This window comes from Massilia sp. CCM 8734 (genome assembly GCF_011682155.1).
In the GTDB taxonomy this organism is placed as follows: Bacteria; Pseudomonadota; Gammaproteobacteria; order Burkholderiales; family Burkholderiaceae_D; genus Telluria_A; species Telluria_A rubra.
Window position 1 is genome coordinate 88,270 of record NZ_WHJI01000016.1, and the last position, 15,933, is coordinate 104,202.

Annotated in this window: 13 protein-coding genes; 3 read left to right on the plus strand and 10 right to left on the minus strand. The window is 63.8% G+C overall.

Annotation, left to right across the window (positions count from 1 at the left end; translation table 11 throughout):
- Window positions 1-198: 198 nt before the first annotated feature.
- From asd to F2P46_RS16640, 9 genes are all read right to left on the minus strand, one after another.
- Window positions 199-1,326, minus strand: coding sequence for an aspartate-semialdehyde dehydrogenase (gene asd / locus F2P46_RS16600; RefSeq protein ID WP_166891740.1), 1,128 nt, complete (start codon window positions 1,324-1,326; stop codon window positions 199-201).
- Between the two features lie 44 nt (window positions 1,327-1,370).
- Window positions 1,371-2,441 (minus strand): 3-isopropylmalate dehydrogenase, encoded by a 1,071-nt coding sequence (gene leuB / locus F2P46_RS16605; RefSeq protein WP_166891742.1) that lies wholly within the window; start codon window positions 2,439-2,441, stop codon window positions 1,371-1,373.
- Between the two features lie 25 nt (window positions 2,442-2,466).
- The gene (gene leuD, locus F2P46_RS16610; RefSeq protein WP_166891744.1) at window positions 2,467-3,114 is read right to left on the minus strand and encodes a 3-isopropylmalate dehydratase small subunit; all 648 of its coding nucleotides are present in this window, start codon (window positions 3,112-3,114) and stop codon (window positions 2,467-2,469) included.
- 67 nt (window positions 3,115-3,181) lie between these two features.
- Window positions 3,182-3,304 (minus strand): entericidin A/B family lipoprotein, encoded by a 123-nt coding sequence (locus F2P46_RS16615; protein ID WP_166891746.1) that lies wholly within the window; start codon window positions 3,302-3,304, stop codon window positions 3,182-3,184.
- 23 nt (window positions 3,305-3,327) lie between these two features.
- Complete coding sequence (gene leuC / locus F2P46_RS16620) at window positions 3,328-4,731, minus strand: 3-isopropylmalate dehydratase large subunit (RefSeq protein WP_166891748.1); 1,404 nt, start codon at window positions 4,729-4,731, stop codon at window positions 3,328-3,330.
- Between the two features lie 164 nt (window positions 4,732-4,895).
- A complete protein-coding gene (locus F2P46_RS16625; RefSeq protein ID WP_166891750.1) occupies window positions 4,896-6,884 on the minus strand; it encodes a DUF805 domain-containing protein in 1,989 nt (662 codons plus the stop codon).
- Between the two features lie 27 nt (window positions 6,885-6,911).
- The gene (locus tag F2P46_RS16630) at window positions 6,912-8,885 is read right to left on the minus strand and encodes a DUF805 domain-containing protein (protein WP_166891752.1); all 1,974 of its coding nucleotides are present in this window, start codon (window positions 8,883-8,885) and stop codon (window positions 6,912-6,914) included.
- A gap of 163 nt (window positions 8,886-9,048) precedes the next feature.
- On the minus strand, window positions 9,049-10,956 hold the full coding sequence (locus tag F2P46_RS16635; RefSeq protein ID WP_166891754.1) for a chemotaxis protein CheA: 1,908 nt from the start codon (window positions 10,954-10,956) through the stop codon (window positions 9,049-9,051).
- On the minus strand, window positions 10,956-11,795 hold the full coding sequence (locus tag F2P46_RS16640; protein WP_166891756.1) for a protein phosphatase CheZ: 840 nt from the start codon (window positions 11,793-11,795) through the stop codon (window positions 10,956-10,958). Before F2P46_RS16640 ends, F2P46_RS16635 begins: the two co-directional genes overlap by 1 nt.
- Window positions 11,796-12,214: 419 nt before the next feature.
- On the opposite strand from F2P46_RS16640, the gene F2P46_RS16645 reads away from it, so the two are divergent.
- From F2P46_RS16645 to F2P46_RS16655, 3 genes are all read left to right on the plus strand, one after another.
- Window positions 12,215-12,679 carry a universal stress protein gene (locus F2P46_RS16645; protein WP_166891758.1) on the plus strand — a complete coding sequence of 155 codons (465 nt, stop codon included), beginning with the start codon at window positions 12,215-12,217 and terminating at the stop codon, window positions 12,677-12,679.
- Between the two features lie 167 nt (window positions 12,680-12,846).
- Window positions 12,847-13,491 (plus strand): response regulator transcription factor, encoded by a 645-nt coding sequence (locus tag F2P46_RS16650; protein ID WP_054263975.1) that lies wholly within the window; start codon window positions 12,847-12,849, stop codon window positions 13,489-13,491.
- 468 nt (window positions 13,492-13,959) lie between these two features.
- Complete coding sequence (locus F2P46_RS16655; RefSeq protein WP_166891842.1) at window positions 13,960-14,775, plus strand: Crp/Fnr family transcriptional regulator; 816 nt, start codon at window positions 13,960-13,962, stop codon at window positions 14,773-14,775.
- Between the two features lie 61 nt (window positions 14,776-14,836).
- Here F2P46_RS16655 and F2P46_RS16660 read toward each other — a convergent pair whose 3' ends face one another.
- Window positions 14,837-15,895 carry a glycine zipper 2TM domain-containing protein gene (locus tag F2P46_RS16660; RefSeq protein ID WP_166891760.1) on the minus strand — a complete coding sequence of 353 codons (1,059 nt, stop codon included), beginning with the start codon at window positions 15,893-15,895 and terminating at the stop codon, window positions 14,837-14,839.
- Window positions 15,896-15,933 lie beyond the last annotated feature (38 nt).

The following is a 15,933-nucleotide window of genomic DNA, read 5'->3' on the forward strand; positions in this document are numbered from 1 at the left end:
TGTAACAGCTCACTCAGAACCCCATTCATGCCGCTATGTCAACTACCATGCAAGAAATAACAACTGAATTATCAAGAAGGATATGGAAAACCCGGGAAACGGTGGCCAAAAACGCATCGCTGCGCCGGCCACCGCTGCCGTTGTGGTGCATAGAATGCATGCACAACACGCAATTCTACACGTGTTTACTTATCCGAATTACTTATCGAGGATAATGCGCAGCATGCGGCGCAACGGTTCGGCCGCGCCCCACAGCAGCTGGTCGCCGACCGTAAACGCGGACAGGTACTCGCCGCCCATCGACATTTTGCGCAGGCGGCCGACCGGGATGGTCAGGCTGCCCGTGACCGCCGCCGGCGACAGGTCGCGCATCGATGCTTCGCGCGTGTTCGGCACCACCTTCACCCACTGGTTGTTGGCGGCGATGATGTCGTTGATTTCGTCGAGCGGCACATCCTTTTTCAGCTTGATGGTCAGCGCCTGCGAGTGGCAGCGCATCGCGCCCACGCGCACGCACAGGCCGTCAACCGGGATCTCCTTGCTGCCGAAGGCTTCGCCCAGACCCAGGATCTTGTTGGTTTCGGCGCCGGCCTTCCACTCTTCCTTCGACTGGCCATTGCCCAGGTCCTTGTCGATCCATGGAATCAGGTTGCCGGCCAGCGGCACGCCGAATTGGCGGGTTTCGTCAGCCGACATGCCATGTTGGGTGGCCAGCACGGTGCGGTCGATTTCAAGGATGGCGGCAGCCGGGTTGTCCAGCAGCGCCTTGACCGATTGGTTGATGGTGCCGAACTGGGTCAGCAGCTCGCGCATGTGCTGCGCGCCGCCGCCGGACGCGGCCTGGTAGGTCATGGAACTCATCCAGTCGACCAGATTGTGCTGGAACAGGCCGCCCAATCCCATCAGCATGCACGACACCGTGCAATTGCCACCGATGTAGTTCTTTACGCCTTTTGTCATGGCGTTCTTGATCACATCGAGGTTGACCGGGTCGAGCACGATAACGGCGTCGTCGTTCATGCGCAGGGTCGAAGCGGCGTCGATCCAGTAGCCGTTCCAGCCGGCCGCGCGCAGCTTCGGGAACACCTCGCTGGTGTAGTCGCCGCCCTGGCAGGAAATGATGATCTCGCATTTCGACAGCTCGGTAATGTCGGTTGCGTCTTTCAGGGTAGTCTCGTTCTTCGCCATCGCAGGCGCTGTACCGCCCGCGTTCGACGTTGTGAAGAACACCGGTTCGATGTGGGCGAAATCGCCCTCGTCCCGCATGCGCTGCATCAGGACCGAACCAACCATACCGCGCCAACCTACCAAGCCAACTAATTTCATCTTCTTTCCTCAGTGCTTTCTACATGTAACGTTAATTGACCGCTTTAACCAAGCGCCTTGACCACTGCATTGCCCATTTCCTCGGTACCGACCTTGGTGGTACCGGCTTCAAAAATATCCGCCGTGCGCAAGCCTTGCGCCAGCACCTTCTTGACCGCGTTTTCGATGCGGTCCGCCTGCTCCACCTTGTTCAGTGAAAAGCGCAGCATCATCGCGGCCGACAGGATCGTCGCCAGCGGATTGGCGATGCCCTTGCCGGCGATGTCGGGCGCGGAGCCGTGCGAGGGCTCGTACAGACCCTTGTTGGCCGCATCGAGCGAGGCCGATGGCAGCATGCCGATCGAACCGGTGAGCATGGCCGCGCAGTCGGACAAGATATCGCCGAACATATTCCCGGTGACCATGACGTCGAATTTTTTCGGCGCGCGCACCAGCTGCATGGCGGCGTTATCGACATACATGTGATCGAGTTCGATGTCCGGATACTCTTTGTGGACGTCGGTGACGATGTCGCGCCAGAACTGAAACGTTTCGAGCACGTTGGCCTTGTCCACGCTGGTGACGCGCTTGCTGCGCTTTTGCGCCGCCTGGAAAGCCACGTGCGCGATGCGGCGGATTTCGGTTTCGGCGTAGCGCATCGTGTCGAAGCCTTCGCGCTCGCCCTTGAACGGGCCGTCCGGGCATTCGCGCACGCCGCGCGGCTTGCCGAAATAGATATCGCCGGTCAGTTCGCGGATGATCAGGATGTCCAGGCCGGACACCACTTCGGGCTTGAGCGTGGACGCACCGGCCAGTTCTGGGTACAGGATCGCCGGGCGCAGGTTGGCGAACAGCGCCAGCTCGCGGCGCAAGCCGAGGATGGCCTGTTCCGGGCGCAGCGAGCGCTCCAGGGTGTCGTATTTAAAGTCGCCGACGGCGCCGAACAGCACCGCGTCGGCGCTCTTGGCCAGCGCCAGCGTGGCCGGCGGCAGCGGGTGGCCGTGGGCCGCGTAGCCGGCGCCGCCGACGTCGGCGCTCTCCATCTCGAACTGTTCGCCAAGGACGTTCAATACCTTGACCGCTTGCGCCATGATTTCGGGGCCGATGCCGTCGCCGGGCAGGATTGCAATCTTCATGTGCTCTCTTTTTCTTCTATTGTATTCAGATGACGTTGGCCAGCCAGGGCTGGGCCGCCAGGTGGCGCTCTTCGAAGGCGCGGATCTCGTCGGCGTGGCGCAAGGTCAGGCCGATGTCGTCCAGGCCATTTAACAGGCAGTACTTGCGGAACGGGTCGATCTGGAATTCGTAGCTCAGCGCGCCGCCCGCGGTGGAGATGCGCTGCTGCTCCAGGTCCACCACCAGGCGGAAACCCGGGAAGGCCTTGACTTCATTGAACAGGTGCTCGACCTGCGCTTCGGTCAGGACGATCGGCAGCAAGCCGCTCTTGTAGCAATTATTGAAGAAGATATCGGCGAAACTGGGCGCGATGACGGCCCGAAAACCGTACTGGTCGAGCGCCCACGGCGCGTGTTCGCGCGAGGAGCCGCAGCCGAAGTTCTTGCGGGTCAGCAGGATCGAGGCGCCCTGGTAGCGCGCCTCGTTGAGGACGAAGTCGGGATTGAGCGGGCGGGCGCTGTTGTCCTTGCCCGGCTCGCCGTGATCGAGATAGCGCCATTCGTCGAACAGATTGGGGCCGAAGCCGGTGCGCAGGATCGACTTGAGGAACTGCTTGGGAATGATCGCGTCCGTGTCGACGTTGGCGCGGTCGAGCGGGGCCACCAGGCCTTCGTATATCGTAAATTTATCCATGGTCTCTAGCAGTGTGGGCGCAGCCCGCGCCGGGGCGTGGGCTGCGCGGCGGTTTGCGGACCGCCTGTTATTTTTTGCCGGCGCCGTCTATCTTCTGGCCGACTTTTTGAATGTCCTTGCCAAAGCCCGAGACGGTGTTGCAACCGGCAAGCAGCAGGGCGATGGCGAACAGGGCAAACAGCTTTTTCATTGCAAACTCACAGACGATGAATGTTAGCGCAGTGCGCGCACGTCGACGAAATGGCCGGTGATGCCGGCCGCCGCCGCCATGGCGGGCGATACCAGGTGGGTACGCCCGCCCTGCCCCTGGCGACCTTCGAAATTGCGGTTCGAGGTCGAGGCGCAGCGCTCGCCCGGCTCAAGCCGGTCGGCATTCATGGCAAGGCACATCGAGCATCCCGGCTCGCGCCATTCGAAGCCCGCGTCCTTGAAAATCTTGTCCAGCCCTTCACGCTCGGCCTGGTCTTTCACCAGTCCCGAACCGGGCACCACCAGCGCCAGGCGCACGTTCGAGGCCCGGTGCTTGCCGCGCACCACGGCGGCGGCGGCGCGCAAGTCTTCGATGCGCGAATTGGTGCACGAACCGATGAACACCTTGTCGATGCGGATGTCGGCGATCGGGGTGTTCGGCTTGAGGTTCATGTAGACCAGCGCCTTTTCCATGGCGTCGCGCCGCACGGCGTCTTTTTCGAGGTCGGGATCGGGCACGCGGCCGTCGATCGAGGTGACCATTTCGGGCGAGGTGCCCCAGGTGACCTGCGGGCTGATCCCGGCGGCGTCGAGCAGCACCACCATGTCGAACTGGGCGCCCTGGTCGGTGTGCAGGGTGCGCCAGTAATCGACCGCGCGGTCCCAGTGCGGGCCGGCGGGCGCGTACGGGCGGCCCTTGACGTAATTGATGGTGGTGTCGTCCACGCCAATCATGCCGGCGCGCGCACCCGCTTCGATCGCCATGTTACAGACCGTCATGCGCCCTTCCATCGACAGCGCGCGGATCGCGGAGCCGCCAAATTCGATGGCGTAGCCGGTGCCGCCGGCGGTGCCGATCTTGCCGATCACGGCCAGCACGATGTCCTTGGCGGTCACGCCCAACGGCAGCGCGCCGTCGACCTGCACCAGCATCGATTTCGATTTTTTGGCCAGCAAGGTTTGCGTGGCCAGCACGTGTTCGACTTCGGAGGTGCCGATGCCGTGCGCCAGGCACCCGAACGCGCCGTGGGTCGATGTGTGCGAGTCGCCGCACACCACCGTCATGCCGGGCAGGGTCGCGCCCTGCTCCGGGCCGATCACGTGCACGATGCCCTGGCGCTTGTCGTTCATGTTGAAGTACGTCAGGCCGTAACTCTTCGAGTTGGCGTCGAGCGTTTCGACCTGCAGGCGCGAGGTGGGGTCAAGGATGCCGTCCTTGCGGTCGGTGGTCGGCACGTTGTGGTCGGCCACCGCCAGGTTGGCCGAATTGCGCCATAGCTTGCGGTTGGCGGCGCGCAGGCCATCGAAGGCCTGCGGGCTGGTTACTTCATGCAGCAGGTGGCGGTCGATGTACAGCACCGTCGTTCCGTCGTCGTCGGAGCGCACGATGTGCGACTCCCAGAGTTTGTCGTAGAGCGTTTTTATCATGATGGTGGGTAGTGGGCGACTGCATGAATCAAGTACCGCATTTGATTATGCCATATTTGTGCACCGCAGTAAGCCTCGCGCCATTTTGATACTTTTGCCGCTTTCGATACGCCTTTACTGAAGTTTATTCACTGAACGTATCGCATTGGCGAACGAACCGATTGTCACTGGGTCAGCGCCAGCGATTCGACGAAGGCGCTGGCGCGCTGCATCGACTCCGCCGTGGCGCTGGCGTCGGCCATGGCGATATACACCGTGGAGCCCACCACGGCCATCCTGATCAAACGCCGGCCAGCCTTGATATCGCGTCCCGGATAGCCCTTGAACACCAGCGCCGTCGGCGGAACGGTCAGCACGGCGTTATGGTCCAGCAGCGCCGCCTGCAGATCGACCATGGTCTTGTCCGGATCGAGGGGCGGCAAGCCGATGTCGAGCACCTGGATGCGGTAGTTTTCGCTATTTGTGGACCACGCGCCGAACTGGCGCATGGTGGCCGCGCCCATGCGCTCGCGCACATGGGTGCGCACGATTTCTTCGTCCGGCTTGATGGGAAACTCGATCGTCATGCCGCCATCGGGCGAGGTCCACACCTTGTTCGCCACCGGCGTGCCGCGCCCGGACGTGGCTGTCGACGGCACGTCCGGGCCCTTGCGCGTGTCCATGCTACGCATCTTCGACTGCCCCACCAGCGAGAAGACCTGGGCGACGATGAACAGGCCGGCGCCGACCTTGACCAGGGTGGAATCCGGGCCGGGGGCCTCGCCGAACTCGTTATCGCCATCGGTGCCGGGAATGAAGCAGTAGATGATCATCAGGCCGAGCCAGAAAATGATCGAGCCGATAGTGGTGAAATTGGGGCCGCCGGCGGCGCCGCCCGCGCCAACGGCCAGCATGAAGCCGAGAATCCACTTGCCGCTCAGGTTCACGTCGTGCATGCGCAGCACCATCAGCCGCAGGCAGAAAAACATCGAGACCAGGACACCGGCGCCGACCAGCCACAGCGCACCGAACTTACCTTTCGGCGACAAGATGGGCAACGCAACGGCGAGCACGATCATCGGCATGAACACCATCAGCGAATACGCCAGCGCGCGCAGGCGGCCGATACGGCCTTGCATCGAAAAGCCGAACACGCCCGGTTCGTCGCGCGGCTGGTCCAGGTCGGCGTAGCCACGCCCCGATGCGGGCGCGCTGTAAGGCTCGGGCGCGGCCATCTCATCGAGTTCGACGCGGGTCAGGAACCACTTGTACATGGCGCGGTTGTGTTCGAAATCGTCGGCCGGCGCACGGATCGTGATCGCCACCACGATACCCTCGGCGCGCACGAAGGCGACCAGGCAGCGGCTCTCGAACGCGTCGCCGGGAACGGTGCCGGTAAATTCGATGGCCCTGCCGGTGACCCGGTCGCCCCACTCGGCGCCGTCGATGGCGTAGGCTTCGCCGGCTTGCTTGAGGTAGCGCATTTCGTGCTTGACCACGGCCAGGCGCGTTTCCACCCACTTGTTGAGCGAGACGTCGGGACGCACATAACCGACCGCTTCAAGCACCGTGCCGGTGCTGTCGTCGTGAAAGCGCAAGCCGTTCGACATGGGCGATTCGCGCCATTCGGCCGGCACAAAAAATTGCAAGCCGATCTTCTCAATGCTGACGTTGCGCGGCTTGAGCGCGGCGACATCGAGCGGACCGCCGGCGGGACGCCGCACCGGAGCGGGCTTGTCGAGAACGACTGCTGCGCGGGCGGGAGCGGCCGCCGTGGCGGCGGCCGGGGTGGCGGCAGCGGCGGCGCGCGCCTGCGCCGCTTTGGCCAGCGATGCCTCGATGCTCTTCCTGAGCCAGGCGACGCGCTGGCCGGTGATGTCGAAGCTGCGATCGCTCAAGACCACTTCGATGGCGGCGTCGCCCTGCACCAGGCGCACCACGTCGGCGCCGGACAGCGCGGCGAGCACGCCGCCGTCGCCGTCGACCTGCGCGCGCACTTCGGAAATGCGGATCGTTGGCTTGCCGGCGAGCGCGCGCAGGGCGTGGCCTGCGCCGCCGGCGGGTGCGAGCACGGGGACGAAGAAGGTCGTCTTGACGAACTTGCTCCACGCTGGATTGAGCGATTCCCCCGCTTGCGCGGCGGTGAGCACTTGCTCGAATGTTTCGGACATCATGTTCGACAACCTTCTACAAATTTCATGTTAACGGGTCACCCTGTACGACTCAAGGAAAGCTTCGACCGCCTGTTCGGAGGCCGGGCTGGAATCCGATACCGCCATCGCCACATATACCTTGGAGCCGGCCACGGCGAACTTGGCCGAGCGCGTCATGTTACCCGGTATGCCGATGCGCATATCGCGTCCGCGATGGCCGTCGAACTGCATCGCCATCCTGCCCGACAGCAGCTTGCCGTCGCTGCCGATGAGCGCTGCCTGCACGCTGTCGAGGACCGCGGTTTCGTCTTCCGGCATCACGCCCAGGCTGTACACCTGCACCACGTAGGCCGCCCCCGCCACTTCGGCGCTGAACTGCCGCATGCTGCCCGTGCCGCTCGACATCGTGCCCGGATTCGGATCTTCCACCGGCTTGCCGGGAAAGCGGATGAACAGGCCGTCATCGGGCGAATGCCATGCGCTTGGGTCGGCGCGAATGGGCTTGTGGGCGCCCGCGCCCGTGCCCATGCCAGTGCCCATGCCCTGCATCTGCGACTGCCCGCCGATCGAACCGAGCTGGCCGATGATGACCAGGGTCGCACCGATCTTGACCATGGTGGAATTCGGGCCGGGCGCGGCGCCATAATCGTTGTCGCCGCCGGTGCCTGGAACCAGGCAATAAATGAGCATCGTTCCGATCCAAAAAATACCCGCCGCGATCATGACGAAATTGCTGTTGCGCAGCGCCCCGGCAAGGCCGATCAGCAGCAGGAACCCGAGCAGCCACTTGCCGCTCACATTGATGTCGTGCAGGCGCAAGACCATCAGCCGCACGCTGGAATAGATGGCATACAGCCCACCGACCAGGAACAAGCCACCCCCGAGTATTTTGGCCTTGGGCATGATGACGGCGGCGGCGATGCCGAGCAAGACCATGGCCAGCAGCAACGGCAAGGAATAGGCGAGCGCGCGCAGGCGGCCGATGCGCCCTTCCATGGACATGCCGAACACGCCAGGCTCGAACGGCGTCGCGTTGCCCGAGCCGAAGCCGGCGCTGGCGCCGGGCGCGCGGTACGGCGCGGGTGCGCTCATCGGCCTGAGGTTGACCCGGCTCAGGAACCACTTGTACAGCGAACGGTCGCGCTCGAAAACGTCGGCCGGGGCGCGAATCGCGATCACGGCCACCACATCGTCGGTGCGCACGCAAGCGAGCAGGTAGCGGCTCTCGAAGTCGTCGCCCGGAATGGTGCCGCTAAATTCGATCGTCCTGCCCTTGACCCGGTCGCGCCAGTCGTCGCCGTGGATGTCGGTCGGCTCGCCGACCAGGGTCAGGTAGCGCATTTCGTGCTTGACCAGGGCCAGGCGCATCTCGACCCATTTGCCGAGCGGGACGTCGGGACGCAGATGGCCGCTCGCTTCCAGCACGGTGCCGCTGTCGTCGTGATAGCGCAAGCCGCGCGGCATGCCCGACTCGCGCCATGCGGACGGCACGAAGAACTCGAGGCAGATGTCGGAGATGACGACGTTGCGTGGCTTGAGCGCGGCGACGTCGAGCGGGGCGTTGGAGGGACGCCGTGGCGGCGCCGCCTTGGCCGTGGCGACCGGTGCGGGCGCCGGCGCAGGTGCCGGCGCGGCGTCGCGCGCCATCGCGCTCTTGGCGCGCGCCACTTCGATGCTCTTCCTGAGCCACGCCACGCGGTCGTGGGCGATCTCGAACGTGCGCTCGCTCAAGGCCACCACGATGGCGGCGTCGGGCTGCAGCAGGCACACCACGTCGGCGCCCAGGAGCGCGACCAGCAAGCTGCCCTGGCCATCATGGGCCGCTTCACGCACTTCCGCAATCATGATGGCGCGGCTACCGTCGCCCTGGATGTCGCGCGTGCGCAGCGTGACGCCGCCCGCACCGCCAGGCTGGGCGACCGGGACGAAGAACGTCGTATTGACAAATTTTTTCCATGCCGCGTTCATTGATTCGCCCGCCTGCACGGCGCCGAGCACCTGCTCGAATGTTTCCAATGCCATTATTAACAATTCTCAATATAAGTTTTCATTTTGCAAGAACAGTGCCCGCCATCGTGCCATGTATTGACTGGCAACACAACTTGACTGTTGTAAATATGAGAAGAGAAACAAGGCGAGCCGCGCCGCCCGGAAGTAGCTCCGGGACGGCGCGTCGTGAGGAAGATCAGGCGGCGACCTTGAGGGTGCCGCGACAGCCGTCCATGAGGAAGGACAGGCCGACGACCAGCACCAGTTCGCCCTCGGCCGAACGGGCGGTGCCGGTGATGCCGTCCACGCTGATGGCCGTCATCGGCTTGATCACCAAGTCGGCGGTGCCGTCGACCGCTTCCACCGCGAGGATGTAGGGCTGGGGAGCGGCGACCACGATGCCGACTTTTTCGGAACAGGCTTCGTAACCGAGCGCACTGGCCAGCGAGCGCACCGGCAGCGGGCGTCCCTGGTCCTTGAGCACCGGCGCGCCGCCGACGTTCATGAAATTGTCGGGCAATTCGACCACGCGCTGGACCACCGCCATCGGCAGCGCCAGGGCGGCGCCGGAGGTCGACACCAGCATGGTCGGCACGATCGACAGTTCGATCGGCAGGCGGATCGCGAACTTGGTGCCGTGGCCGAGCGAGGAATCGATGTGGATCGCGCCACGGTTCTTTTCCACAGCGGTCTTGACCACGTCCATGCCGACTCCGCGCCCGGACACCGAGGACGCCACTTCCTTGGTCGAGAAGCCCGGCAAAAACACCAGCTGGTAAGCTTCTTCGTCGGTCGGGGCGCCGTTTTCGCCGATCAGGCCTTTTTGCACGGCCTTGCGGCGCAGCGCGTGCGGGTCCATGCCCTTGCCGTCATCCTGCAGCACGATCATGACGCTGTTCGCTTCCTGCCAGGCCTTGAGCGAAATGAAGGCCTTGGACGGCTTGCCGGCGGCGAGGCGGTCTTCGGGCGACTCGACGCCGTGATCGAGCGCGTTGCGCAGCATGTGCACCAGCGGGTCGTACAGGCTGTCGACCACCACGCGGTCGACTTCCGTCTCGGCGCCTTCGATGGTCAGTTCGACGTCCTTGCCCAGGTCCTTGGCCAGCTCGCGCACCAGGCGCGGGAATTTCTGGAACAATCGCCCGACCGGCTGCATGCGCGTGGCCAGGGTGGCGCGTTGCAGTTCGGCCGAATAACGCGAGGCGCGTTCCAGCGTTTCGGTCAGGGTCGCCATCAGGGTGGCGGCCGGGCCTTCGAATTTGAATTGCAGCAGGCGTTCGAGCAGCACGGCGGCCTGGTTGGCGGCCTGCACCGATTCGCCGGCCACTTCGAGCAGCGCGTCGAGCTTGACGGCGTCGACCCGGATGCTGTCTTCCTTGGCGGGCGCGGAGGCGGCGCGGAATTCCTGCACCTTTTCTTCGCGCCGGTCGGCGCCGGCGTCGGCGGCCGGCTTGGCGGCGGGGGCGGCGGCCTGGGCGACGGCTGCGGGCGCGGCTGCATGATCGGCGGCGGCGGCGGCGGCGGGAGCGGCGGCCGGTTTTTCGGCCGGCGTGTAGGTCCCGGGCGGGATCACCGAGACGTACATCGCTTCCCAGTCAAGTCCATCGGCGCCGGGGGCGCTGGCGGAAACGGCGGCGGCCGGCGCGGCGACCACTGGCGCCGCCACTACCGGCGCGGGCGCCGCAGCGGCCGCGGGAGCCACCTTGGCCGGGGCATCGCCCTTGCCTTCGATGGCGTTGACCAGGATGCGTTCGAGCGAGTCGGGCATCGAGGCCAATTGTTCGGGCCGGGCGCCGTTCGACAGGTCGGTCAGCTGGTCGGCCACGAAACCGGACGCTTGCAGCGCCGCTTCGATGGCGATCGGCGTGACCGGGGCGGCGCCGGTGCGCAGCGCGTCAAACAGGTTCTCGGTCAGGTGGCAGGCGGCCACCAGGGCCGGCAAGCCCATGAAACCGGCCCCGCCCTTGATCGTGTGGAACGAGCGGAACACCGCATTGAGCGTTTCCTTGTTGTTCGGATCGCGCTCGAGGGCGAGCAGGTGTTCTTCTACGTTGACTGCAAGATCCATCGCCTCGACGACGAAATCCTTGAGCATATCGTCCATTAGAATCCCAGATCGGCAAGTAGGTCGTCAACATTGTCTTGATCGAGTGCGACGGAGGGAACCGACGGGCCCGACATCAGCGCTGGCTTGTGCAGCAGTTTTTCGCGCACCGCCGGCGGCGCGTTGTCGCGCAGCAGCTCGGCCAGTTCGTGTTCCACGGTCTTGGTGATGAGCACGACTTTCTTGATCAGCTGCCCGGTGATGTCCTGGAAGTCCTGCGCCATCATGATGTCGAGCAGGCGCGCTTTTTCGGCTTCGGTGGCGTCGGTGACGGTCTGGGCGAAGGCGCGCGAGTCGCCGGCCAGGGTCTTGAATTCGTCGATGCTGAGCTTGCCCGCGAACAGGTCGGCCCAGCGCGTGTCCATCGCCTTGGCTTTCTTGGACAGCACGTCCTGCGCCGGCATGCCTTCGTCGAGCGTGTTGAGGACCTTGTTGGCGGCCTGCTCGGTCAGGCTGGCGACGTATTCCAGGCGGTCCTGGGCGTCGACGATCTGGGTCGATGCTTCCGACAGGGCCTTGTCGTAGCCCAGTTCGCGCAGCGAGTCGTGCAGCAGGCGCACGATGCCGCCGAGGCGTTCGAACATGGGTTTGCCGTGCTCGTCGGTTTCGACGGCGCTGCCTTCCGCAACCGGTGCGGCGGCGGCGACGGCGGCGACAAGCGGCGCGGCGGCGGGCGCTGGCTCGGGCGGACGGGTCGAAGCGACCTGGTCGAACAGTGCTTCCATGTCGTCTTCGGCAGCGGCGGCGGGCGCCGGCGCAACTGCGGGCGCCGGTTCGCTGCTGCGCTGCGCGGACACTTCATCGAATAGTGCGTCGAAATCATCAGCGGCGTCGGTCATAGTCCCTGCTTCTCCATGTTTGTAAGGTGTTCGCAATCAAGTTGCTGGTGTCTGGTCCTGCCATGCAAGTTCGGGGCAAAGCATGATGCGCGGCAACATCGCCGGGTTTACGCGAGTTTAGCAGTGTGAAGTGCCCTTGGTAAATCACTGTGCATGGTGCGCGGCAAAATGGCACGCGAAACTTGTGCCATCGATAATTAAAACGCGTCTTTGATGTGCAATTGATACTGTGGAGTGTTGTATTTCGTAAGCAGGGCGCGGCGCAGGCGGGCAGGCGAAAACCAAAAGGTTAAAAATCGCGATCGGACCGGACGCCGGCTCGACCTGCGGTTTGATCAAGATCAAAGGTTTGCGATCTATCAATCGTGAAATCCCGCACTACAATACAGAATACGACCTGCTGCGTGGGAGAACTCATCATGTATCGGAAAATTCTGATTACGACGGATGGCTCGGCGATATCGAAGCACACAGCCTGTGCCGGCGTTAAGTTTGCCCGCCAGATGGGGGCGGACGTGCTGGCCCTGTATGTGGCGCCCGACTATCAATACCCGGTGTACGTGGAAATCGTCCCGCCCTCCTACCCCAGCGAAGAGGAATACGTGGCGCAGATGAAGCGCATCGGAAACGAGCACCTGGCCTCGATCCTGCAGGCGGCGCAGGCGGCGGGGGTGCGTTGCGAGTGCCTGACCGAGTTTGCCGACGCCGCCGCGCTGAAAATCGTCGCGGTGGCCGAACAGCGCCAGTGCGACCTGATCTTCATGGGCTCGCACGGCCGCAGCGGCTGGGGCCAGTTGCTGCTGGGCAGTGTGACGAACAAGGTGCTGTCGCACACCAGCAAGCCGGTCCTGGTGCACCGGCTGATCGCGGAGCCAGGAACCTAGCTGGCACCTAGCAGTTCTGAATATGGCGCTACTGACAATTTTGCCGTACCCTTGGATGGACCGCGGGGCGTTCGCGCCGGTGCGGCGCGGCTTGCTTGCCGCCTGTTTGTTTCAGCGCTGCTTCGGCCGTCCATCGACTTACCGCCTACTTATTTGATTGCAATTTTATGATACGCATTGTTGTAGCCGACGACCACACGATCATGCGCGAGGGCCTCAAGCGCATCCTCGACGGCGCCCTCGACATCGATATCGTCGGGGAAGCCATCAACGGCTTTGAAGTCCTGTCGCACGTGCGCCAGGGCGGTTTCGACCTGTTGCTGCTGGACTTGTCGATGCCGGGACGCAGCGGCGTCGACCTGATCCGCCAGATCCGCAGCGAAGCGCCCAAGCTTGCCATCCTGATCCTCACCATGCACGAGGAAGAGCAGTACGCCGTGCGCGCGATCCGGGCCGGGGCCCAGGGCTACCTGACCAAAGAGAGCGCCGGCACCCAGCTGGTGGGGGCGATCCGCAAGGTGGCCTCGGGCCGGCCGTACATCAGTACCGAAGTGGCCGAGCAACTGGCGCTGAACATCATGACGCCCAATGAGCAGTTATTGCACAAGCAATTGTCGGACCGTGAATTCGAAGTGTTTTCGCTCTTGGTGGGCGGCAAGTCGATTACCGAGATCGCCAACAGCCTGCACCTGAGCGTGAAGACCGTCAGCACCCATAAAACGCGGATCATGCAAAAGATGGGCATGACGTCGCTGTCGGAAATGGTGCAGTACGCCGTGGCCCATCGCCTGCTGTCGCCATTCAAGACCTGAGCTCACGCTGGCGAGGGTGAAAAGTTTTAGACACCGGTGCGCCGGTTTCGTGCCGAGAAACCTCAAGTAGATAGATTCTGTACCCATCAGTAGCACTCGCCGCACCACCCCGCCGCACCCCTGTTTTCACTCTGTAGGACGGCGCTTCGACTAGGAATAGTCCTACAAGAGCGCGCCCAATCCTACTCCCAGATTCAGCGTTCGCTGATATCAATGCCGGACTCGTGTTGGCATACTTAAATCCAGCGATTCGGCTTTCCTGCGGTTCACAAATTGTTCTTACGCAAGCTAGCCAGCCGTGCTGTACATCACTTTTGAAGCTCCGGTCGCAGGTTGATCAGATCGTTGTTCAAGCCTGATACCCGCAGCCTGAAACTTCGAATTTTCCTACCCCTGGAGATGAGCATGCTGACCACGCCCCCGCAAGACACCCGCAACACCACCACCTCGACCATGCATTCCTCGCCAATGGAAGCTGGCCGGCAGCGTCAGGGCCGTCTCTGGTCCAACCTCAAGGAAGTCTGCGACCTGCTGCACATCAGCGCGGCGGTCTCGATCAACAGCGAAGAACTGCTGTTCCAGCATGTGCAATTCAAGACCGGCCAGCGCGTCCACACCATCGGCCAGGCCTTCGACACCCTCTACATCGTCAACTCCGGCTTCCTCAAAACCGTGCTCATCGACGAATTCGGCAACGAACAAGTGCTCAGCTTCCCCATGAAGGGCGACATGCTCGGCGTCGACGGCATCCACACCCGCCATTACGCCTCGGAAGCGGTGGCCCTGTCCGACTGCGACCTGATCCTGCTGCCGTTCAAAAAGCTGACCGCGCTCGGCCGCGTGCACCTGGAACTCGAAAACGTGATGTACGGCGTAATGAGCCGCGAACTGGTGCGCGAACAAGCCATGATCGGCATGCTCGGCGCGCTCAGCGCCGAAGCCCGCGTGGCGCGCTTCCTGGTGTCGCTGGCCGACCGCTTTGCCGCCATGGGCTATTCGAGCAAGCTGTTCAACCTGCGCATGACGCGTCACGAAATCGGCAGCTACCTGGGCCTGACCCTGGAAACGGTCAGCCGCACCCTGTCGGCGTTCAACGAAATCGGCCTGATCACGGTCGACCAGCGCACCATCGGCATCAAGGACGCCGACGCCCTGAAAACCCTGCGCCGCCTGCCGCCGTCGCGTTCGCGCGCCAAGCAAAACAGCGCCGCCGCCAAAGCCAAGGCCGAAGCCGAAGCCGGGCAAGCGGCCGACGCCAAAGTGCTGGCCACGACCACCGTCTGAACGTTTTCAGCAAGCAAAAACGGCGCCCCGCGGGGCGCCGTTTTTGCTTGTTCACACCAGCTTACTGATCGCGCGACAACACGCCATCGCTGATCTTGACCTTTTCGCCCACGCGCAGGCCCGGATCGTTTTCGTACGTCACGGTCTGGGTGCCACCGTTGGCAAAGCGGATCACCACTTCGTAATGCTGGGTTTTCTTGGCATTGCGCTCGATATTGCGGCCCACGTAGGCGCCGCCCAGCGCGCCGGCGATCTGCGCGGCGGTACGGCCGCTGCCCTTGCCGACCTGGCTGCCCAGCACCGCGCCAACCACGCCGCCACCGATGGTGCCGAGGTAGTTGCCGTCGCCATTGACTTCGACCACGTTGATCGCGTCCACCGTGGCGCAGTTGGTGCAATAACGCACTTCGCGCGGCGTCGGCGTCGGCGTGGCGGCCGCGATGCGCAGCGGCTTGTTCAGGGTGGCGGTCGAGACGCGGTTACCCACGCGCATATTGGCCGTCACGGCGCTGTTCGGCGCGATGCGGTCGGCGCGGCGGATGGTATAACCGCCCGTGTATTCGCCTGGATTGACTTCCGGCAGGAAGAACACGCCGCGCGTGCCGGCAATGGCCATGTCGACCTTGGCGCCCGGCGTACCGTACACGGAAAACACCAGTTCGTTGCCCGGCGTCAGGTCATCGTTGGCCTGGACGTCGAAGCGCGCGATGCGCGGCACGTCAGCGGCGCGCTCGCGCCCCTGGTTGTCGCGTGGATGATGGCCGACGTCGCGCAGCAGCGATTCGCTGAGCACGCCGCTGGTGACCTGGTTGCCGACACGCAGGTTGGCGGTCACGGCGCTGCGGCCGGTGATGTTGTCGCGGCTGCCGAGGGTGTAGGTGCCTTCGTACTGGCCCGGTTCGGTTTCGGTCAGGTTCAGGTTGCGGTTGGCGCCGGCAATGCTGAGGGTGGCGCGGCCGCCCGGAGTGCCGTACAGGTTGAAGTTCAGTTCCACGCCCGGGCGCAGCTTGCGCACTTCTTCCACGTCGAAACCGCGGATGACCGGGTTGTAGGCGGCGGCATTGTTGTTGTATTGCTGCGCGTGGGCAGGTGCGGCCATGGTCAGGGTAAACAGTGGCATCGCAGCCAGGAACGCGGCGCGCGACGCAACGCCAAGCA